Origin of the sequence: Bifidobacterium oedipodis (assembly GCF_012932425.1) — a bacterium.
Classification (GTDB): domain Bacteria; phylum Actinomycetota; class Actinomycetes; order Actinomycetales; family Bifidobacteriaceae; genus Bifidobacterium; species Bifidobacterium oedipodis.
In genome coordinates, this window is record NZ_JAAIII010000003.1 from 113,010 (window position 1) to 130,600 (window position 17,591).

The window sequence follows — 17,591 nt, forward strand, 5'->3', positions numbered from 1 at the left end:
TTTTAATTCATTTCTGCAAGAATCGAAGCGGCTATGCCGACCATCATGGCTATGCCAAGCACGGGCACCAAGGCCGCTAGGAAGATTCCGGTTGCGGCTTCCAACCGATTCGACAGGTCGTCGTTGTCGAACAGCCAATAGAAAACGAGCGACATGACCCAGCAGACTCCGGAGCCTATGAGGCAGAAGAACACCGCGATCAGCGTCCCGGCGACAAGCATGTTCTCCATGATCAGAAACCTCCCCTGTCAGTCACCATCACCGCGATGCCGCTATCGGCCGCACACAGCGTCGCTCCGCCGAGGAACACACTGGCGGCAATCCCACCATCCGGGGTGTGCAGTAGTCCGAACATGTTTCCGAACCATGTGATGAACAGGAGCACGTGGAAAGCGAACAGGAGAAGCAACCCGAGAACGATGATCGTCCTGCGCACCCATTTCATATCGTCTTTCATATGAAGTCTCCTTTCAGAATGTGATGTCTTCCAAGCTTGTGTGCGTGGCCGCGTACCGGTTCCATGCGCCCAACACCTCACGGCTTGTCGTGCGGCATCCGACCGCGTATTCACTGCCGCCGCACCGGCATCTGACGCACCACCCGTAGGTGGGGATGCGAATGCCGCGAATACGGTTGCCCCTGTGGTTCCAATCCCATTCGATGATGTATTGGGATGCCGGGAACGAGACGGTCAGGCCATAGTGGATGCTGGTGAACGGCCCCATCCGTTTCCGATAGGCGAGGCGTGGAATGCTGCTGCAACCGGGGCATGGGAGCAGTCTCAGCATGATTCCACCTCCGGCAGTTCGCCAGCTAGAAAGCCCACGCAAATGCCGCCGATCATCACCACTATGGAGAGCATTATGATCGCTCCGCCGACGCAGTAGAGTCTCATGCCCAGATCGTCATTATCGGCGATTAACGCGCACAGGCCTGCGATAATGACGAGACCACCGACCGCAGCTATGGTTAGCACGATTATGATTAGCGTGTTCATTATTTACTTCCGATCCATGCGATGAATACGATTGCCGCCAATATCAGGACGAACACCACGGTTTCCACTAGACCCGCACCCACACCTTGTAGTCTTCATGCCGTTCGCAGTACGCTTTCAGGCCCAACAGCCACATCCCGCATTCCTTGACGCTGCCCCACGTGATGAGCAGTCCATCCTTGTCGCGGAAATACAGGTCTTCCAGCACGTATTGTGGTGTCTTGTCCATTTCCTCGAAGGCCTTATTGACCATCGCGGCGACTTCCTTGCCTGTATGCCCGTCCATATCGTCCAAAGGATGCACGTTGTAGGCTGTGAGCAGACGGGAATAGTTGCTTGTTATATGGGATCGGACGCCGTAGTAGCATGGGTCGTACGGCGAGTAGTCCTGTATTTTCTCTTCCCACTCGCCGCAGCACTTGTCGAGCAGTGTTTCCGCTACGTCGGGGTGTGCCACATAAACGTCGTAGCTCATTGGTTATTCCTCTCCTGTCATTGGCGTGAGGGCGATGGTCGCGCCGATTGGATGTTCACGGTCTGCGTAGAGCTTCAACACAGTGTTGAAACCGTAGATACGGGAGTCTTCGACCATGACGCCGCCCTCCTGTAAACCGTCGTTGACGGCGCGCACCAGCTTGTCCAAGTCCCCGCCGCCACGGGCTTTCGCTGTTTTCGTTGCCGGCACCTCGAACATTGGTTTCTTCGGCCGTGGCATACGGAACACGATGCTTTCCATCAGGGGACAGTCGTAGGGCTTCAACCCCTCGGCCCGCATGACCGCGTTCGCGGTCAACGCCACGGCCCTCTGCCAGCCGTCCAACCGGTCATCATCCGGCATGGCGCGGCCGTGGCCTACGGTGTAGGGTTTCACACTGCCCTTGGTTATCGGCAGCATGTGCTGCACCGAACAGGTGAATATGCGCCCATTGTTCGTTTCACTCATTTGGACTCCAGTCAACGGGGTCGGAACACCGGTCGTCGGCGTCCTCGGTCAGTTTCTCCAACTCGCATTCCGGGCACGGGATAAGCCGGAACGGATATATCGGGCACCCGTGTATCGGGCACAGTTCACGGTCGGGCGGTTCCTCTTGGATCAATGGGTTCAATGCCATGAGAAGAACATCTCCCCGCTTGGTCTGATCAGATATCGCGGCCCGCGATTGAACCTCTCCCACAGTTCGACATCACTGTGGTGGAGCGCGGAACGGAACGAGGGGTGCTCGCAGAACACCTTGTACAGGATTCGGAATTGCCATTCCATCATCGCGGGTACGCCCTCGCCATCACACGGCATTCCCTGACCGCGATGTAATCGGGGTCTTTCTGCCAGTCGAACCGCATGTCCGGGTGCAGCTTTTTGAAGCGGAGGCGCACGTAGTCCATGGCGACGCACGCCGTCTCATAGCTGCTGAACTCGAACGGCAGTCCCACCCACTCCCCCGTCTGCTTCTCGGTAAGCAGCAGTTCGGTGAGTGCGGCCATGCGTTCGCAGGACTCATGCCAGCTGGGGTCGTCAGAAGGCCGGGTCATCATCCACCCCCGATTGCGGTGCCGACCACGGGTCATTCGACGGCGTGGCAACCGCCTGCTGGCTGAACGGATCGCTTGGCGTGGCCGGGATGGGCGGCTGGGCCGACTGGTTTGGCGCGCCGAACGTTGGCCCGTTCTGCGTGAAACCAGCACCAGCATTGTTGTTCTGGAAGCCTTGATTGTTCTGGTAGCCGCCGCCTTGGAAGCCCTGACCGGTCTGCTGGCGTTGAACCTGAGCCGTCGCATAACGCAATGACGGGCCGATTTCATCCACCTGCAACTCCAAGGCCGTACGCTGCGAACCATCCTTCGCCGTATACGAGCGCTGCTGCAAACGGCCCTGCGCTATCACGCGCATACCCTTGCACAAGGTTTGCGCGCAATGCGCGGCCATGTCACGCCAAGCCGAGCAGCGCAGGAACAACGCCTGACCATCCTCATACTGGTTCGTCTGACGATTCCAGTTACGCGGCGTGCTGGCTATCGTGAATGAAGCCACGTTCGAACCGTTCTGCAACGTCCTAAGCTCAGGGTCGGCGGTCAGATTACCCACGATGGTGACAACAGTCTCCCCAGCCATCACACACCAGCCTTCACATCAGCATCATAGACCAGCTTCATGCGGGTGAACGGGAAACGACCAGCCTCGCGCGAAGTCTCAAGGAACTTCACAGGGCCCTGAGCATAGGAAGGAGCGTACCCGCCGTTATGATCCGTGATCGGCCTATAGTTGTACCCGTCGTAATACCAGACGCTGCCGGTAGCGGCCTTCCACAATCCCGGCTTGTCGGGGATTCTGTCGCCATTGAGGTTCGGGTCGTCAACGGACGTGGTCGCCTCAACGGGCTTCTCCATGTAGAGGATCTTCGTGAACGGGAACAGGCGCTCACGGCGGGCGATACGCATGAACATGTCGGCATTCACCGGACTGCCATGCGTGTAGTTCCCATCCTTGTCCCTAATGGGAGTGAAGCACGCGCCGTCGTAAACCCAGACGCTATCATTCCCAGCGCGCCAGAAACCCGGAGTGAAACCATTCGCCTTACTGTTGGCCGCAACGTCTTCAGCTTCCTTAACGGGCTTGTCCTCCGATGGGCCCTCAGGCCCTTTGGGACAACGGCGTTCCTTCTCGCGGGTCGCGTAGTCGAACACCCAAGTAATCGTTCTGATAGAGACACCGTAGATGTAGCACCAGCACCAGTCGAACTCGTTCACATGGGAGGCGGGGCCGCTGAGCTTCTTTTCCTCATCGTTCACATGGAAGAAATGCACGATATCGCCGTCACGCACCTGCTTCCAGTCATCGATGCGTTCTTTTTCCTTCGGACGGCTATTCAGGAAGGATATTGAGGCTTCGAAATTATTCTCATACACTTTCAGGTTCTTCACCCGGAAGTGGTCATCGTACTGGCCGTCGATCAAAGCCGGCAGTTTCTTCCCGCAGCAATCAACTATCAGCACGGATTCCTTCGGAGCCTTGCAGCCATTGAAGAACAAGCTGAGAAGATCGAGGTCGCCAAGCTCGTGAATCATCTCATGCAATTCACCCATGTAATGGCCTACCTTGATTACATCGTCCTTATCCTTTTCGACGTCGAACACGGCCCACATGCCCGGCTTCGCATCCGCGTATTCAACTTGCTTGCTCATTGCTGTTGTCCTTCCTTTGCCGCCTGAGCGCGCTGCTGCGCGATGGCGTTCATCTGCTTGGTCAAATATTTGATGACCGTCTCCGCCTGAATATCGTTCAGATCACTGGCCTTCTCGATAGGCTGGCCCGCCAAAGCCGCCAAATACAGGGTGCAAGCCTGCAACCGGTCGGTCACTCCCAACGAGTGGAATAATGCGTTGATCGACTGCGACTGCTGGGTTGTGCTCGGCTTCGGCTGACGCTCCTGCTGCTGTGGCACGTTCGGCATCTCGTCCGTATCGTCGGCGGCGATACCGAACGTGAGCTGGATGCTGTACCTTTTCGCATAGCTGATGCCGATGCCGTCCGCCTGAGCGGGACTGTTGCCGCCGGCAGACCTCACACGCACATGCCCCGACGGTTCAGACCAACCCTCGTTCGGATCAGGCCTGCCGTCACCTTCGGGAACATGACGCCACTGGGTGACCATGACCAAGGTGGGACGAACCGAACCATCCTCCCAAGGCCAGTCCATGACGATCTGATCGTTCTTGATTTCGATGGGGTCGAACAGCTCATGCACGACGCGAAGCGTGTCGGCAAGGCTTGCGTAGTTGTAGGAGAAGCGGCCCGCGTTCGCGGTCTTCGACTTCTCAACAATTGGAGCCGCCATCAGAGTTCACCGCCGTTGTCGAGCAGCAGCTGAGATTCGGGCAGTGTGCTGCGCTGCCAGATTTCCGCGACCTTGCTCTTATCAGTGGTGAGGCGCAATTGCGGGCCGCGGCTCGAACCCATCTCCACGCCGTCAGGCAGTTCACCGGTTTCCTCGATGACCTTCTCAAGGAACGCCTTCTTCAACGCCGTCTCCTTGGGGTACGGCACCGGGTACACGTCATCGTCGTAGCCCTTCGAATGCAGCCAGTTCGCCAAGGCGAGCTTGTCCTTCACCCTCGGATCGGTGGAACCGTTGCCGCGCGTCTTCTCCAAACGCCCGTACACCTGGCCGTCGATGACCACGTTCAACGATTCGCCCGAGTCGAGCTTGTCATCGAGGTACCGGTCGTAGCTTTTCTCCAATGCGGCGGCGCGATCCTTGATGGCGCGCAGTTTGAACTTCCTGCCGGCCGCTTCTGGGACGCTGATGTTGCCGTCCATGATGTCGCTGATTTCAATGTTGTCGCTCATAGGTAGCTCTTCCTTAGAAATAGTTCGATTGTCTTGTCGTTGTCCGGCTGTTCGCCGGTCAACTCGGTCAGGCGGTTAGTCAGCCGCTGGTTTTCCTTCCACAGTTCCTTGATGGTGACCTCGACCTTCTCCAAGAGGTCATCGACCTCCTGAATGTCGTAGCCCTCGCGGATCCTGTGCGTCTGGAACACCGCCTGTCTCACGTCGTTGGGTGTCAACAGTGCCGGGTTACTCATTTTTTATTCCTCCCATGGCGGGCATATCTGGTAGAAGCGTTCCCTTGCCGCGTCTGATGCGAGAACCTTCTTGCTTCCCTGCTTGCGGAACAGGTCGCCGTAATCCCGTTTCAAAGCGTCCGGGCCGACGTTGAGGCGTTCGCACGCCGTGCGCTGACCCCACACCTCGAACGGGACGAGCACCTGTATCCGGTCATCGCCGCGCCTTCCCAACATGCACCTCCCACTGGTGGTAGACTGTTCATTGGATTCCTTTCTTATGGATTGATTTCTCGGGAGAGACCTACAGGGCAAACGTCGCCGCAACGACGCCTGCAAGGCCTCTCTTCTTTTTGCGTGGACGGTGACCGAGTCGAACGGTCTCCCGGTCTTACGCCGCACGCCATGACCATCGTGCGATCCAACCGGGGGCAAACCTGCCCCTCCCGTAGTTGGCGGGCTGTATGCTCAAACAACCCAATGCCATGCAATCGAATAATTTGAACCCGCCAACCGGTGTTAACGACTGTCCTTGTCGCACGCCCCCAACATCACCGGTGACAACGTGGATACGCGCAAGCACCATGTCCCGTAATGGTTTATTGATTGTTTGCGAATATCCGATGACATTGAGGACAAGCCTTTAACCTTTGCCTCCGGCATGTCCGCCGGCAAGCACCGCAGCGAGCAGTATGGCGAAACCGGCCAGGATCATGCCCGCGAGTCTCTTGAAGTCCCTGTACGCGCAATTGTCATGCGCGACGATCTGCTGGCCGAGCTCTTCGAACCGCGAATCGATACGCCTCATACTCAAACGGTCGCTGATTGTCTGGTTGTTTTGTTCCGGCATCTTGCGCCTCCGTTAATGTGATTGTGGACAGGGTGAAAGGAGTGGATGTTGACTTGGGTGGATTGGGCGACGTTCGCCTTCTCCGGACTGTCGTTCATCGGCCTCGTATGGCAGATACTCCGAACCGAGGGATCTGCGCCGATAGTCAACTTCGGGATCAGCGCGAACATATTGGACGCATCCGGGCCTCGCGTCGTATTCGACGTGAACATTTCGGGAGTGGAGGGCGCGATCCCATACGACCTCACGCTTTCCATCGCGGAACCCGGCCGCATCGAGGAACACCCGCTCAACACGCTCAACGCGGTGAGCCTGGGCAAGGACGCGAGAATGTACGGGCGCTTCTCCATACCGGAAGGGCATACGGCCACGGTTCTCCTCAAGTACGTCACGCATTCGAAGATTCTCAGAAAACCGGTGCAGCAGGCATTCAGGTATACCATTGAAACGCCTACCATATTCTGCCGTCGCTGGAGATTATCGCATGATACGGGTCATGAGCCCCATAGAACACACACCGGGCCAAAGGCTCCCCTTCGTTTTCCGGGGACTGTTGAGCTTTGGCGTTGGGATCATCCCGTTCGACTGCGTTCCCTTCTCCGACTTCCGGTCGGTTACTGGGAGTCACAGACACCGGATGATGTTCTTCGCATACCATCGGACTCGGCCTCATATTCATTGAGTTCACGCGCCTCACGATGCTTGACATCCATGCGCCAAGAATCAGTATCCCAGCGCTCTGCATGACATCGATCGCGCACTGTGCCCAACCCGCCATCATGCCTTGACCTCCTTTCCAAGGAACTTGTTCACGAAATACTGCTGGCCCTTACCGGTGATCTTCGGTGTCTTGTTGACGGTGATATGACCATCGGAATGCTGCACGTTCGTCTCCTTGATGAAGAACAAACCCAATTCCATGCTCTTCTGCGTGGGCATGTTGTAGTCCGTGCCCTTGCGGCGGATCAGATACCCGTTGTCACGAAGCCATTGGAACAGGCGGTTGCCGCCGATATCGATACCGTTTCCTTTGAGGATCTTCGCAAGGTCACCCACGAGGATCGTGGTGTGACTGGCGGCGACGGAGTCCGCAAACAACACCTTGGGCTTCTGCGCCTCAACGGCGCGTTCGGCCTCCAAACGCTTCGAGCGTTCCTCCTTCAGATTGGTCGCCAAGCGGATGATGGTGTCCGGGTCGGATAGCACCTCTTCGACCTTCTGCGGAGTGAGATACCCGCCATGCTTACGGATCTTGGGCAGCACTTCGTGCGTTACACAGCGCTTGAACTCTCTGGCCTCCGGCTTACGGCTGCGAAGCACCAGCGAATAGAGGCCAGCTTCGCTGACAATGAGCGGAGCGCGACCACCATTGCTCCCAACCTCCGTATTGGGGAGGTTGGTGATTTCACTTAGTTCATCATCTTCAAGTGATTCACGAAGATGGTTGGTGGCAATTCCAAGCACGTCGCATACGTCCTTGGCGACGAACCAAGGTTCGCCTTGCTGGTCGGTGAGGGTGCGCACCTGCTCGCCCTTGAAATCGAAAACCTGAATATTGTTATTCATTGTGACATTACCTAACAGTGAAAGGAGGTGAACATGAGCAAGCATCTGGTCGTTGACAATTTCGACATCGAACTATGTGACGAGTCGTTCGATGCCGAGAAAGCCATGCAGGAAGGCGAACCATTCCAAATCAAAGGGAAAGTCGATGATTATGGAGAGCAGACCATAAACATTAATCCGGCTTCGATTGGATGGTGGATGATCGCAGAAAAGCGGCAATCCGCACCAAGGCGCATCTACTGATGCATCTCACCGGCGCGCTGGCTACGGTCGGCGCGCCTTCTCTATCGCGCGTCCAAGCAGCTCATGCAATCGCTCCGCCGCATCAACTTTCATGTCAATGCTCGCCATCGGACGCCCCATCAATGTGTCGTTGATCCCATACGAGTCGATCTGGATAATGGTTTCCGTACCGGAAGGCTTTACCTTGATGACGAACGGAACGCACGCCACCTCGGCGTTGAACTTGAACTCTGTAACGTTATCGCTCATTCCTTCACCTCGCATTCCTTGTTGAGCGGTTCCATTCGCAGGCTCTGCGGCGCATACCCGTCGAGATACGCAATCGCGAACTTCTGCCCGCCGATGCAAACGGTGCCGGTCGCCATCTCGCCACTCAGGTCGCCTTGCGGCCCGGTATCGCAACCAGCCAAAGGCAGCAGACAGGCTGCGACGGCGCACATTGCGATGATTCTCGCCTTGCTCATCTCCTCGCCTCCGTTTCCTTTCCAAGTCTGATGAATGCGAGAATGAGACCACCCAACACAAGAAAGGAGGTGACAAATTGAAAGACGCACGCGAAGAACTCAGGCAGGCCGGGCAGGCTTTTGGCACTGCGGCCGGCAGCACCAACCCTGATTTCAGGGAGCAGTCCATCGCCAGAGGCCTCGTCAAGCTGACCGAAGCCATGGAGATCATCGCCGCCAACCAGCTGGAACTGGACAAGCGGGCCTGACGTTAAGGTGCCGTTACCGCCGCAAGCCTTGACGGCACCCATTAGCTCCTTGTGGTTCTCGTACACGCAGTTGTCATGGGTTACGATCATGTCTTTGAGTGCGTCGAATCGTGAATCGATGTGCTTCATGCACTCGTCATCGATGCAACCGCATTCCCCGTTGTCACTCATGCCGCCACCTCCGTTTCCACCTTGCTTGTGTTGGCGATTGCCGCCGGCCTTACCTTGCACACCTCGCCCGGCTGGAAACCGAACGCCTTATAAAGGCCAATCAACATCGCGGTTGTCGCCACATTGGTTTTGCGCGCGTTGTTAAGAACGCTTTCACTGACACCAATCGCGCCAGCGAAGGATTCAACCGTTTTAAGACCGCTCATTTTCTGCGCTCGGTCAAGAAAACCGTCATTAAACATCAGCTTTGCTTCAGCCATGACGCCCCTTCCTGTGAGTTGATGTTCTGTAGCGAATCATTTCTTGATTCGTTCTGCAACATAATGTATCACCATGAAACTGTCTGTGTCAAAATAAATCAGACACTCGGCGTGTCTTGACAAGAATCAAGAAATGTTTCATAATGAAACACATGGATAAGAAAACATGGCTTGAAGCCACAACACATGCAGACAATGCGAACGCAATAGCAGCCAAAACAGGCATCACACGTTCCACCGCTTGGCGTCAGTGGAATGATGACATGAACTTCTCCGCTGAGAACGTCATCAAGATCGCCCGCGCCTTCGACGCAGACCCTGTTGATGGATTGATCGTCTTCGGCTATCTCAAGGAATCGGAACGCAACATGTCCGCGATGACCAGTGCCCTGCGCAACGCCACTGATGACGAGCTGATTAACGAGATGGCCCGCCGTATCAAGGACTATCACGAGCGCGCCGACTACGGTAGCGTGTTCGACAGTGAGACCATCCACGTCGAACCCGACATACCAGTAGACCCGTCCGAAATCGACAGCGACAATCTCCCCTACGGTTTCGCCGCCAACGAAGACGAGAACAGGGACATCGAATCGGAGACCCCAACGGAGGGCTGATTGAAAGAGGGGGAACTAGAGAAGGAAGTCGAACGCATGGGGCTGCTCATAATCGAACGGCCCCTACCCAAAACCAACGGCCTGTACGATTCACGCCACAACGTCATCTACCTACACGACCGGCTCAGCCCGAACCAACGCCTATGCGCATTGCAACACGAGCTGATCCACGCCGAACACCACCAACAGGGCATGATGGTCGGCACGCCGAAGGAAGAGCGCCTGACCCGCAAGGAGACGGCGCTACGCCTGATAAACAGGAAGGCCTATGTCACGGTCGAACGTATGTACGAGGGCGACCCGTGGCATATGGCCGGGGAACTGGGCGTGACCATGCAGGTGCTCAAGGATTACCAGCAACAATTGGAAATACTCGTATAATCTAACCAACACCCCCATCGTAGGGGGTCTAATACTAGGGAGAGAGAACCATGACCGACCCGACACCGCAACCCGTACCCGCACCGGAACCGCAACCGCAGCAGCCGCAAGCCGCGCCCATTCAGCCGCAGGAACAGGCCACGCAACCACTGCCACCACAGCAGCCTGAGCAACCGCAGTATATTCAGGCACCCAAATATGGTGCGATGATCCCCGACACCCCACAGCCGGAGCAGCCACAACAGGACGAACCACAAGCCACGGCAGTGAAGAGGAAGCCGAGCAAGCATACGATAATAGTCGCCGCATCCCTCGCTGCGGCGCTTATCATCGGTGCCACGGGCGGTTGGTTCGCGCGCCAACCGTCGTTCGACTCGATCACTGCGGAAAACGACAATCTCAAAAGCTCGCTCGATTCGGTACGTGACACATACGATGACACATACCAAAAACTTCAGGACGCCGAATCGGAAGTATCCAAATACGACACCATCTACAACAGCGTCACCGACCTCGAAAACCAGAAGCACGATCTGGAACAGGAACTGAAAGCGTTGCAGGGCCAGTACGATCAGGCGAAGGGAGAGCCCATTCAACTGCCGGCCGGAGAGTTCACCGTAGGCAAGGAGGTTCCGGCTGGACGGTACATAATCAGCGGCAGCAGCAACTTCAAAACATTCGACATATTCGGCAGCGTCGATATCAACACGATCCTTGGCGACAGCGCAGTTGGCAGCGGCGACTACCACGGCCAGCTGGTCAAAGGGTATACCATCAAGAACTATGCTCCGGCGACGCTCACGCCGGTAAGCTGACCTGAAATAGCAGAAACGCCCCGCATGTTGCGGGGCGCTGTCATATGCGCATGGTTGCGATGAATCGCATGGAGGAACGCTTGGTGGAATAATTCACACCCGATTGCAACACAGCAAAACCCTGACACTACCGTTTCGCCTTCTCGCCGTCCCTGTCGCGATGCCGGTCATGGAACGGGAAGAGACTGCGCGCGATGACCCACAACAGGCCAAGCACCTCGACTATCGTGGAACTCAGCCACGCGATAATGACCTCGGAAGGTATCTGATCGCCCCTCGCCAGCATCACAAGGAAGTACACCCATATCAGAGCGTTCGCCAACACCAGTTGGCCGGCGACGAAGTTGACGATACGCACGGCCACCTTCATGCGAAGCATGTTCTCCTGTTCACGCCTGGCGTTCTTGGCCTTGAGCTTGCGCAGCCGCTCGTTCTCCCTGCGTCTGCTGTTGTACGAGTCGGCGGTGACGGTTTCCTCGTCTCTTGAATCGCCAACGCTCTCGGAGACCGCTCCAGAGGACGGCTCGACCACCGGAACGGGTTCCACCGCCTCGACCGGTGCCCGACCGTAAAGGCCAAGCGCCTCCTCGCTCTCCGTGTCCTCTCCGCTCACCGCAACCCCAAGGTGGCTATCCGCAAATCCATGGAACGACGGGAAACGCCGAACATTCTCGCCAGTTCGTCACGTGAGCGCCCCTCGCCCCAATGACGCCTGACTATAGCGGCCGGCATCAGCAACGCTGCGGCGAAACGGTTCGCCCATATCTCCTCCGGGTCGATGCCCTTCGAGGACAGATCGTCACGGCTTTCCACGATGCCCAGCACCGCGTCCGGCGGGGTGTCCTGATACTTGTGAACCCAATGGCCTATCTCATGCGCCGTGGTGAAACGCTGCCTCTGCTCCGAAGCGTACACGTCGGTCACGGCCTTGAACGGCTCGTTGGCCTTGTTCTTCACCAGCAGCCCATCCACGTCAGGCGTCAACGCCAGCTTCTCCGGTTTCAATCCAAGCAGTTCCGCCACCCTGAACGGGTCAACGGGAAGGTTGAGACCACCGCCCGGCGCGACGGTCTTCAACAGGGTCTCCGTGGCGGCTGCGGCCGGCGACGAAAGGTCATTCACTCGTATCCCGTTCATCGATGCCACCTCCCGTCAACACGCAAAACGGAACAAAATAAACGCAGGGGCCGCACTGCCGCGACCCCAGAGACTCCTACCACAACCCGTGGTCGAGCTGATTCAAGTGTCTCACGCGCACTGGATGAACCACAATCACAACACACCATCACGATCACGGTTTCCAGTCGATGCCCTTGACCTGCAACCCGGTCTCCAGTTTCTCCATGGCCCTCAATCGTTCCGCGTTGCCGGCCTTCCTATAGTGTTCGGTCATCTTCACGTCCGAATGGCGCACGATCTCCTGTATCAGCTGCATGTCAACGCCCTGCGACGCCAGTAATGTGACCACGCTGTTGCGCGTCTCGTGCCCCGTATGCGTCTCAGGGTCGATGCCGCTTTCACGCATCAATTGGTCGAAGTCGGCGGTGTCCTCACGTTTGCTGATAGGGCTTCCGTCGTCATGCCGGAACAACAGACCATGCGGGTTCGGCACGTCACTCATCTCCAACAGGTAGGTGTCGAGCACGTTGGCGAGCATGGGGATTATCGGCACGCTGTCGCCCCTGTGGGACTTCGGCGTGACAAGGCACAATCCACCGTGAACCGGTATCAGCTCCGTTCCTTCGGGCACGCGCCATCTCGCCTGCGGGCATCTGCCGCCATGCATGTACCCGCACGTCGGCCTGCCGCCTGGCGTCGTCGGACACCCGTGTTCGCGCGGCACGTTCTTCAACTGCCAGTTCACCCGGTATTCGCCGACCCTTACCTTGGCCTCACGGGTTTCGGTCGCGTCCATCATCACCGTGCCCGTGCGCTCCACGCCCTGCTCGTCGGTGAACGTGACCTGCATCGGCTTTTTGACCGTGACCGGAAGCATCGTCTTCGCGTCGAACAACCTCAGATCCTTTTCGACGGCTCCGATTATCTCCCCCTGCCTCATGCCCGTGAGCAGTCGGAACCACATGCGCGCACCGTCCCTGACACCCCATGAGGCGGCGGCGCGCAGCATCGCCTCCATCTCCTGCACGGTGAACGCCTCGCGCCGGTTCGCCAGCTCCCTTGTCGCCACCTGTTCGCCCACATTGATCTTCAACCCGATAGCCGGGTTCCTTTCCAATCGCTCCTCGTTGACGGCCATGGCGAATATCTGGCGCAGGGTGGTGCGCAATTGCTCGCGCGCCACCGTGCCGGCCGGCCCGGTTTCGACGCCCGCGCGCCCGTGCGCCCTCATGCCGTTGAGAATGCCCTGCAACTTCGCGTAGGTGAACTCGGCCAACGGCGCGTGCAGCCACTCGGCGAGATGCAGGTGAACCATGTCGTCATACGTCCTGTAGGTGCTGAACTTGACGTCGTTCCTTTTCACGGCGAGCCACCGTTCGGCCTGCTCGCCCAGCGTGGTCTTCACGTCCAGCGCGTGCCCGTACCTGGCGATCTGCGATTCAAGCTCCCTCATGCGTTTGAGGCATTCGGTTTTCGTCTTCGCCTTGATGGTCTTGACCTTGGGTTTGCCGTCGGGCAGCCGGCCGATGGTGATGTCCACGCGCCAGTACTCGCGCCCGCCCGACTTCGTCCTGAACGGTTCGCGCACGCCGCTCATGTGCCGTCTCGGCATACCCAGCCACCGCCTTCCGAATGTCCGGTAAATGTCCGGTATTGATTTCATAGGGATACCTCTAGGATATCACAAGCCCAATAAGGCCGGAAACGTTGGAATTGCAACGATTATCGGACACGAACCCCATGTTTTCAACGCTTTGGAACCGTCGTTGAATACAGTATATTACGAACATCAGGTTGGAGACCAGCGAGGCGATGGCCGTGCAGGAGTTGATCACACCCACGAGGCCTTCCACGTCATTGCTGCCGGTGATGTTCTGCAGGTGCTTGGTCAGCAGCACTGCCGAGACGATGGCCAGGCCGCTCATCCACAGCAGGCCGAACACCAGGAAGCCCACGCCGAAACGGATCAGCGTGACCTTGTCCATGGTCTTTCCTGTTTCCGGCGACAGGGTCGGGTCGGCGTCGGCGGCCGCGATGTTCGCGTTGTACGCGGCCAAGCGCTCCTGCTTGGAGGCCGCAGCGGTCAACGAATCACTCATTTGGAATCCTCTTTTCTTGCAAATCATGGGCATCGTGGCCCGAGCCGGCAGCGGCGTATACGCGTAGGGATGTCGAGTATGGCGCGGTCGGCGTTGATTTACTCCTCGTTGAGTTGTAAGGCAATCACTGTTCTTGTATGTTCTTTATTCAGTACTTAGTAATTGCTTAGTTAGATAATAATCCCGTCTAACTAAATCTGGCAATTCGGCGTGTCGCGCCGATTATTCATACCCTCCTTATCTTTACCTAGTACCTTGTAAGTAGACGAAAAACAGTGCCTCCGAGCGCAAGCGCCGGGACTGTGGGAAGGAGCACCAATGAGACGACGGACGGCCACCCCTGCCAAGAAGCGCATGAGTGCGGAGGATCGACGGCAGCATATTCTGGACACCACCATCTCCTGCATCTCCCAGTTCGGGTTCTGGGGCTTCACCATCCGCGACGTGGCCGATGCCGAAGGCATCACCGAAGCCGGACTGCTCTACTACTTCTCCGGTAAGGAGGAGCTGCTGGTGGAGGCGTTGAAGCACGCCGACCGCATCAACCAGATCGCCATCGCCGAGCATCTTGGCGTGGAAGGCGTCACCGGCGACGTGCTTGCCGACGGCATCGCCTACCACTGCGATCACGGGCTGAAAACCATCCTCAACGCCACCGTGGAGACCAACGCCGAGCGCCCCGAACTGGTGCGCCTGTATACGCTGCTGGAAAGCGAGGCGCTCAGCCAGGACCATCCCGCGCACGAATATTTTGAAGCGCGCGAAATCAATCTGCTCAAGGAATATGCCTTCGCCGCCAAGCGCGACGGCGTGGCCGACCCCGAGCGCACCGCCGTGCAGGCGCTGTCTGCCATGGAAGGCTTGCAGCTGCGCTGGCTCAACGGCGCGCGCGAGGTCGATTTCGTTGGCGAATGGAAGGCCCTGATCGACCTCATCATCCGCTGACGAATTCCTTGGATTTCTGGCCTGTCGACGGTTTACCTGCAGACCGGCCGGTCGTCTACCGAACCGAGCGTTTCGGATCAGTCGTTGTCGGACCGGTCGGTCGTGCGGCTGTGTGGCTGATCGGCTGTTCAGCTGGCGATCACCGCCAGGTTCCAGCGGCTGATGGTCAGCTCGTCGCCGACCGCAACTTGCGCCCCGGCCTTAGCTGGCAGAGCCGCCGTAGCTTCCTCGTCCACCGTGCCATCCGTGCCGACGATGATCGGCGCGACAACCACCTCGCCCGTGACGGGGCTGGCGATGGTGACCGGTTCGGCGGAGTAGTTGAGCAGGTAGGTGACGGTTTCGCCCTTGGTGTTCTCGCCCTGACGCACCACCACAGAGCCCGCGAGCGCGGCGCCGTCCGATTCGATGCCGGCGTTCGCCACGGCTTCGGCCAGCACGGCCTTCATGGTGTCGGCGTCGAGCACGGTGCCGATCCATTCGGCGCTGCCCTTGCCGAAGGCATGGCGGGTGACGGCCGCGTAGTCCTTCCACGCGTAGTGGCCGTAGGAGGCGAGCGTGAGGGTGTCCGCGTCCGTGTTGAGCAGTTCGATCAGTGCTTCGGCGTCTGCCTGGGCAGCGCCGCTGAGCGTGCCGGTGAAGTCGACGGGCACGTTGCCTTTCGGGCGGGTGAACTGGTTGTAGGTCATGCCAAATACGTCGGTGAGATTGTGCGGGGCGCGATCGTGCCACACGGTCACCTCTTCGTCGGTGACGAAGGAGCGCAGTGTGGAGACAAGGTGGCCGCCGTTCGCCACGTAGTCGCGCAGCGTGTCGGTGGTGGCCTGCGGCACGCAATAGAGGGCCGGGGTGATGACCATTGCGTACTTGGCGAGGCGATCGGCCGGCGCGTCGACGGGCACGAAGTCGCATTCTATATTGAGCGCGAACAGCGCGTCATAGACCCGACGCACCACGTCGTTGTAGTTCATGCCGACACCGTCGGGGAAGCCGGTTTCGAGGCGGAACCATTCGAGGGCGCTCAGTGCCTCGTTGCTCACCATGATGGCGACCTGGTTGCGCTTCTTCAAATGCACGAGGCGCTCCCCCACCTTGGCAACCTCCTTGCCGAAGACGCCGGCCTCACGGTAGGTGGGGTTCGGCTCCAAATCGTGGCTGAGCAGGCCCTTCCAGTAGGTTTCGAAGGAGTTGTGGATGGAGTGCCAGTGCCAATACATCACCGAATCGGCACCGGAGGCCAGGTGGCTGTAGGCCTGCAGTCGCAGCTGGCCGGGGAACGGCAGCCAGCCATGCTGGCCCTGGGCTTCGGTTTCGAGCACAAGATAGTTGGCACCGTCTTTGGTGGAGCGGGTCATGTCGCCACCGAAGGCGATTTCCTTGCCGGTTAGCTCGTCTTCGGTCGGATGATAGATGTCCACGCCGGTGATGTCGACTGCCTGCGAGGCTTTGAAGTGGTCGACCGCAGGCTGCACACCATAGGAGTAGCCACGCCATTCGAAATCGAAGTTCTGGGTGACGAACTGGCCTTCCTTCGCATATTCGCGCACGATGTCGGCCTGCCAGGCGAGGAATTCGGCCACCTGGGCACGGCGGAACACGTCGAATTCGCCGCGCAGCGACTGGTTAATCGAGGCGGTCACATCGGGGAAGTCCTCCCACGCGTTGATGCGGTTCGACCAGTAGTCGAGGCCGAAATGCGCGTTGAGCGCGTCAAGATCGTTATTGAACTTGCCGCGCAGATACTTGACGAACAGCGCCTGCATGTCGGCGGAGACGGAATCGTAGTACTTGGTCTCGTTGTCCACCTGGTAGCCGATGACGGCCGGATGGTCGGCGACGTGGCTGATGAGCTCGCGGATCACACGCTCGCCATAGAAGCGGTAGGCGGGGTTGACAATGTCCATGATCTGGCGTGGGCCGTACTTGCCTTCACCATTCGGGGTGACGGCCAGCACGTCCGGATGCATCTTGACCAGCCAGGTCGGCACGGCGTAAGTCGGGGTGCCCACAATCACGTCGATGCCATGGCGGTGGGCGGCGTCGAGCGCACGGTCGACGTGGGAGAAGTCAAACTTGCCGGGCTGCGGCTCGCAGGTGCTCCATGTGGATTCGGCGATGCGAATCACATTGATACCGGCATCCACCATCATCTGCATATCGGTATCGACTCGGTCGAGATCCTTAGGAATGTATTCGTCGTAGTAGGCGGCACCGAAGAGGATATGGTCAACCGTAGCTGCACTCATCTGCAAACTC

Annotated in this window: 29 protein-coding genes; 6 read left to right on the plus strand and 23 right to left on the minus strand. The window is 58.2% G+C overall.

The genetic code is table 11. The features are described 5' to 3' along the window. Positions 1-2: 2 nt before the first annotated feature. From G1C95_RS05545 to G1C95_RS05615, 15 genes are all read right to left on the minus strand, one after another. Positions 3-230, minus strand: a complete 228-nt coding sequence (locus G1C95_RS05545) for a hypothetical protein (protein WP_169171974.1) — start codon at positions 228-230, stop codon at positions 3-5. A 2-nt stretch (positions 231-232) separates the two neighbouring features. Further along, on the minus strand, positions 233-457 hold the full coding sequence (locus G1C95_RS05550) for a hypothetical protein (protein WP_169171975.1): 225 nt from the start codon (positions 455-457) through the stop codon (positions 233-235). Positions 458-470: 13 nt separating this feature from the next. Next, positions 471-788, minus strand: a complete 318-nt coding sequence (locus G1C95_RS05555) for a hypothetical protein (protein WP_169171976.1) — start codon at positions 786-788, stop codon at positions 471-473. Beyond that, positions 782-997: a hypothetical protein gene (locus G1C95_RS05560; protein WP_169171977.1), complete on the minus strand. Its 216-nt coding sequence runs from the start codon at positions 995-997 to the stop codon at positions 782-784. The genes G1C95_RS05555 and G1C95_RS05560 overlap by 7 nt, the downstream gene beginning before the upstream one ends. A 67-nt stretch (positions 998-1,064) precedes the next feature. Next, on the minus strand, positions 1,065-1,472 hold the full coding sequence (locus tag G1C95_RS05565) for a hypothetical protein (RefSeq protein WP_169171978.1): 408 nt from the start codon (positions 1,470-1,472) through the stop codon (positions 1,065-1,067). Between the two features lie 3 nt (positions 1,473-1,475). Continuing rightward, a complete protein-coding gene (locus G1C95_RS05570; RefSeq protein WP_169171979.1) occupies positions 1,476-1,940 on the minus strand; it encodes a RusA family crossover junction endodeoxyribonuclease in 465 nt (154 codons plus the stop codon). 317 nt (positions 1,941-2,257) lie between these two features. Further along, positions 2,258-2,530 (minus strand): hypothetical protein, encoded by a 273-nt coding sequence (locus G1C95_RS05575; protein ID WP_169171980.1) that lies wholly within the window; start codon positions 2,528-2,530, stop codon positions 2,258-2,260. Beyond that, on the minus strand, positions 2,511-3,107 hold the full coding sequence (locus G1C95_RS05580; protein ID WP_169171981.1) for a single-stranded DNA-binding protein: 597 nt from the start codon (positions 3,105-3,107) through the stop codon (positions 2,511-2,513). The genes G1C95_RS05575 and G1C95_RS05580 overlap by 20 nt, the downstream gene beginning before the upstream one ends. Continuing rightward, on the minus strand, positions 3,107-4,177 hold the full coding sequence (locus tag G1C95_RS05585; protein ID WP_169171982.1) for a hypothetical protein: 1,071 nt from the start codon (positions 4,175-4,177) through the stop codon (positions 3,107-3,109). The genes G1C95_RS05580 and G1C95_RS05585 overlap by 1 nt, the downstream gene beginning before the upstream one ends. Beyond that, positions 4,174-4,830, minus strand: coding sequence for an ERF family protein (locus G1C95_RS05590; protein ID WP_169171983.1), 657 nt, complete (start codon positions 4,828-4,830; stop codon positions 4,174-4,176). Before G1C95_RS05590 ends, G1C95_RS05585 begins: the two co-directional genes overlap by 4 nt. Next, on the minus strand, positions 4,830-5,342 hold the full coding sequence (locus tag G1C95_RS05595; RefSeq protein ID WP_169171984.1) for a hypothetical protein: 513 nt from the start codon (positions 5,340-5,342) through the stop codon (positions 4,830-4,832). The genes G1C95_RS05590 and G1C95_RS05595 overlap by 1 nt, the downstream gene beginning before the upstream one ends. After that, a complete protein-coding gene (locus G1C95_RS05600) occupies positions 5,339-5,578 on the minus strand; it encodes a DivIVA domain-containing protein (RefSeq protein ID WP_169171985.1) in 240 nt (79 codons plus the stop codon). The genes G1C95_RS05595 and G1C95_RS05600 overlap by 4 nt, the downstream gene beginning before the upstream one ends. Positions 5,579-5,581: 3 nt before the next feature. Further along, complete coding sequence (locus G1C95_RS05605) at positions 5,582-5,794, minus strand: hypothetical protein (RefSeq protein WP_169171986.1); 213 nt, start codon at positions 5,792-5,794, stop codon at positions 5,582-5,584. 406 nt (positions 5,795-6,200) lie between these two features. Then, positions 6,201-6,407, minus strand: coding sequence for a hypothetical protein (locus tag G1C95_RS05610; RefSeq protein ID WP_169171987.1), 207 nt, complete (start codon positions 6,405-6,407; stop codon positions 6,201-6,203). Positions 6,408-7,184: 777 nt separating this feature from the next. After that, complete coding sequence (locus G1C95_RS05615) at positions 7,185-7,973, minus strand: phage antirepressor (protein WP_169171988.1); 789 nt, start codon at positions 7,971-7,973, stop codon at positions 7,185-7,187. A gap of 33 nt (positions 7,974-8,006) precedes the next feature. On the opposite strand from G1C95_RS05615, the gene G1C95_RS05620 reads away from it, so the two are divergent. Beyond that, a complete protein-coding gene (locus G1C95_RS05620; RefSeq protein ID WP_169171989.1) occupies positions 8,007-8,216 on the plus strand; it encodes a hypothetical protein in 210 nt (69 codons plus the stop codon). 21 nt (positions 8,217-8,237) lie between these two features. Here the strand turns inward: G1C95_RS05620 and G1C95_RS05625 are convergent, their stop codons facing one another. Together G1C95_RS05625 and G1C95_RS05630 are read right to left on the minus strand one after the other, a co-directional pair. Continuing rightward, positions 8,238-8,465, minus strand: coding sequence for a hypothetical protein (locus G1C95_RS05625; RefSeq protein ID WP_169171990.1), 228 nt, complete (start codon positions 8,463-8,465; stop codon positions 8,238-8,240). Then, a complete protein-coding gene (locus tag G1C95_RS05630; protein WP_169171991.1) occupies positions 8,462-8,680 on the minus strand; it encodes a hypothetical protein in 219 nt (72 codons plus the stop codon). The genes G1C95_RS05625 and G1C95_RS05630 overlap by 4 nt, the downstream gene beginning before the upstream one ends. 77 nt (positions 8,681-8,757) lie before the next feature. On the opposite strand from G1C95_RS05630, the gene G1C95_RS05635 reads away from it, so the two are divergent. Further along, a complete protein-coding gene (locus G1C95_RS05635) occupies positions 8,758-8,928 on the plus strand; it encodes a hypothetical protein (protein ID WP_169171992.1) in 171 nt (56 codons plus the stop codon). Positions 8,929-9,095: 167 nt separating this feature from the next. On the opposite strand, the gene G1C95_RS05640 is transcribed toward G1C95_RS05635, so the two are convergent. Continuing rightward, the gene (locus tag G1C95_RS05640; protein ID WP_169171993.1) at positions 9,096-9,359 is read right to left on the minus strand and encodes a hypothetical protein; all 264 of its coding nucleotides are present in this window, start codon (positions 9,357-9,359) and stop codon (positions 9,096-9,098) included. A gap of 152 nt (positions 9,360-9,511) precedes the next feature. On the opposite strand from G1C95_RS05640, the gene G1C95_RS05645 reads away from it, so the two are divergent. From G1C95_RS05645 to G1C95_RS05655, 3 genes are read left to right on the plus strand one after another with little or no spacing between them, the layout of a single operon-like run. Beyond that, on the plus strand, positions 9,512-9,976 hold the full coding sequence (locus G1C95_RS05645) for a helix-turn-helix domain-containing protein (protein ID WP_169171994.1): 465 nt from the start codon (positions 9,512-9,514) through the stop codon (positions 9,974-9,976). 36 nt (positions 9,977-10,012) lie between these two features. Beyond that, on the plus strand, positions 10,013-10,357 hold the full coding sequence (locus G1C95_RS05650; RefSeq protein WP_169171995.1) for an ImmA/IrrE family metallo-endopeptidase: 345 nt from the start codon (positions 10,013-10,015) through the stop codon (positions 10,355-10,357). A gap of 50 nt (positions 10,358-10,407) precedes the next feature. Next, positions 10,408-11,172 carry a hypothetical protein gene (locus G1C95_RS05655; RefSeq protein WP_169171996.1) on the plus strand — a complete coding sequence of 255 codons (765 nt, stop codon included), beginning with the start codon at positions 10,408-10,410 and terminating at the stop codon, positions 11,170-11,172. 127 nt (positions 11,173-11,299) lie between these two features. Here the strand turns inward: G1C95_RS05655 and G1C95_RS05660 are convergent, their stop codons facing one another. From G1C95_RS05660 to G1C95_RS05675, 4 genes are all read right to left on the minus strand, one after another. Continuing rightward, entirely contained in the window at positions 11,300-11,785 is a 486-nt protein-coding gene (locus tag G1C95_RS05660; RefSeq protein ID WP_169171997.1) for a hypothetical protein, read from the minus strand. Further along, positions 11,782-12,309 carry an ImmA/IrrE family metallo-endopeptidase gene (locus G1C95_RS05665; protein WP_169171998.1) on the minus strand — a complete coding sequence of 176 codons (528 nt, stop codon included), beginning with the start codon at positions 12,307-12,309 and terminating at the stop codon, positions 11,782-11,784. The genes G1C95_RS05660 and G1C95_RS05665 overlap by 4 nt, the downstream gene beginning before the upstream one ends. 154 nt (positions 12,310-12,463) lie before the next feature. Further along, positions 12,464-13,903: a tyrosine-type recombinase/integrase gene (locus G1C95_RS05670; protein ID WP_169171999.1), complete on the minus strand. Its 1,440-nt coding sequence runs from the start codon at positions 13,901-13,903 to the stop codon at positions 12,464-12,466. Between the two features lie 61 nt (positions 13,904-13,964). Continuing rightward, positions 13,965-14,390, minus strand: a complete 426-nt coding sequence (locus G1C95_RS05675; protein WP_169172000.1) for a hypothetical protein — start codon at positions 14,388-14,390, stop codon at positions 13,965-13,967. 318 nt (positions 14,391-14,708) lie between these two features. On the opposite strand from G1C95_RS05675, the gene G1C95_RS05680 reads away from it, so the two are divergent. After that, positions 14,709-15,335: a TetR/AcrR family transcriptional regulator gene (locus tag G1C95_RS05680; protein WP_169172001.1), complete on the plus strand. Its 627-nt coding sequence runs from the start codon at positions 14,709-14,711 to the stop codon at positions 15,333-15,335. A 128-nt stretch (positions 15,336-15,463) separates the two neighbouring features. On the opposite strand, the gene G1C95_RS05685 is transcribed toward G1C95_RS05680, so the two are convergent. After that, entirely contained in the window at positions 15,464-17,581 is a 2,118-nt protein-coding gene (locus G1C95_RS05685) for a beta-galactosidase (RefSeq protein ID WP_169172002.1), read from the minus strand. Positions 17,582-17,591: the final 10 nt, after the last annotated feature.

What these genes read in the sequence shown, in the direction of transcription:
- G1C95_RS05545 (WP_169171974.1), bottom strand. Translation starts at nt 230, where the DNA reads ATGGAGAACATGCTTGTCGCCGGGACGCTGATCGCGGTGTTCTTCTGC.
- G1C95_RS05550 (WP_169171975.1), bottom strand. Translation starts at nt 457, where the DNA reads ATGAAAGACGATATGAAATGGGTGCGCAGGACGATCATCGTTCTCGGG.
- G1C95_RS05555 (WP_169171976.1), bottom strand. Translation starts at nt 788, where the DNA reads ATGCTGAGACTGCTCCCATGCCCCGGTTGCAGCAGCATTCCACGCCTC.
- G1C95_RS05560 (WP_169171977.1), bottom strand. Translation starts at nt 997, where the DNA reads ATGAACACGCTAATCATAATCGTGCTAACCATAGCTGCGGTCGGTGGT.
- G1C95_RS05565 (WP_169171978.1), bottom strand. Translation starts at nt 1,472, where the DNA reads ATGAGCTACGACGTTTATGTGGCACACCCCGACGTAGCGGAAACACTG.
- G1C95_RS05570 (WP_169171979.1), bottom strand. Translation starts at nt 1,940, where the DNA reads ATGAGTGAAACGAACAATGGGCGCATATTCACCTGTTCGGTGCAGCAC.
- G1C95_RS05575 (WP_169171980.1), bottom strand. Translation starts at nt 2,530, where the DNA reads ATGATGACCCGGCCTTCTGACGACCCCAGCTGGCATGAGTCCTGCGAA.
- G1C95_RS05580 (WP_169171981.1), bottom strand. Translation starts at nt 3,107, where the DNA reads ATGGCTGGGGAGACTGTTGTCACCATCGTGGGTAATCTGACCGCCGAC.
- G1C95_RS05585 (WP_169171982.1), bottom strand. Translation starts at nt 4,177, where the DNA reads ATGAGCAAGCAAGTTGAATACGCGGATGCGAAGCCGGGCATGTGGGCC.
- G1C95_RS05590 (WP_169171983.1), bottom strand. Translation starts at nt 4,830, where the DNA reads ATGGCGGCTCCAATTGTTGAGAAGTCGAAGACCGCGAACGCGGGCCGC.
- G1C95_RS05595 (WP_169171984.1), bottom strand. Translation starts at nt 5,342, where the DNA reads ATGAGCGACAACATTGAAATCAGCGACATCATGGACGGCAACATCAGC.
- G1C95_RS05600 (WP_169171985.1), bottom strand. Translation starts at nt 5,578, where the DNA reads ATGAGTAACCCGGCACTGTTGACACCCAACGACGTGAGACAGGCGGTG.
- G1C95_RS05605 (WP_169171986.1), bottom strand. Translation starts at nt 5,794, where the DNA reads ATGTTGGGAAGGCGCGGCGATGACCGGATACAGGTGCTCGTCCCGTTC.
- G1C95_RS05610 (WP_169171987.1), bottom strand. Translation starts at nt 6,407, where the DNA reads ATGCCGGAACAAAACAACCAGACAATCAGCGACCGTTTGAGTATGAGG.
- G1C95_RS05615 (WP_169171988.1), bottom strand. Translation starts at nt 7,973, where the DNA reads ATGAATAACAATATTCAGGTTTTCGATTTCAAGGGCGAGCAGGTGCGC.
- G1C95_RS05620 (WP_169171989.1), top strand. Translation starts at nt 8,007, where the DNA reads ATGAGCAAGCATCTGGTCGTTGACAATTTCGACATCGAACTATGTGAC.
- G1C95_RS05625 (WP_169171990.1), bottom strand. Translation starts at nt 8,465, where the DNA reads ATGAGCGATAACGTTACAGAGTTCAAGTTCAACGCCGAGGTGGCGTGC.
- G1C95_RS05630 (WP_169171991.1), bottom strand. Translation starts at nt 8,680, where the DNA reads ATGAGCAAGGCGAGAATCATCGCAATGTGCGCCGTCGCAGCCTGTCTG.
- G1C95_RS05640 (WP_169171993.1), bottom strand. Translation starts at nt 9,359, where the DNA reads ATGGCTGAAGCAAAGCTGATGTTTAATGACGGTTTTCTTGACCGAGCG.
- G1C95_RS05645 (WP_169171994.1), top strand. Translation starts at nt 9,512, where the DNA reads ATGGATAAGAAAACATGGCTTGAAGCCACAACACATGCAGACAATGCG.
- G1C95_RS05650 (WP_169171995.1), top strand. Translation starts at nt 10,013, where the DNA reads ATGGGGCTGCTCATAATCGAACGGCCCCTACCCAAAACCAACGGCCTG.
- G1C95_RS05655 (WP_169171996.1), top strand. Translation starts at nt 10,408, where the DNA reads ATGACCGACCCGACACCGCAACCCGTACCCGCACCGGAACCGCAACCG.
- G1C95_RS05665 (WP_169171998.1), bottom strand. Translation starts at nt 12,309, where the DNA reads ATGAACGGGATACGAGTGAATGACCTTTCGTCGCCGGCCGCAGCCGCC.
- G1C95_RS05670 (WP_169171999.1), bottom strand. Translation starts at nt 13,903, where the DNA reads ATGCCGAGACGGCACATGAGCGGCGTGCGCGAACCGTTCAGGACGAAG.
- G1C95_RS05675 (WP_169172000.1), bottom strand. Translation starts at nt 14,390, where the DNA reads ATGAGTGATTCGTTGACCGCTGCGGCCTCCAAGCAGGAGCGCTTGGCC.
- G1C95_RS05680 (WP_169172001.1), top strand. Translation starts at nt 14,709, where the DNA reads ATGAGACGACGGACGGCCACCCCTGCCAAGAAGCGCATGAGTGCGGAG.
- G1C95_RS05685 (WP_169172002.1), bottom strand. Translation starts at nt 17,581, where the DNA reads ATGAGTGCAGCTACGGTTGACCATATCCTCTTCGGTGCCGCCTACTAC.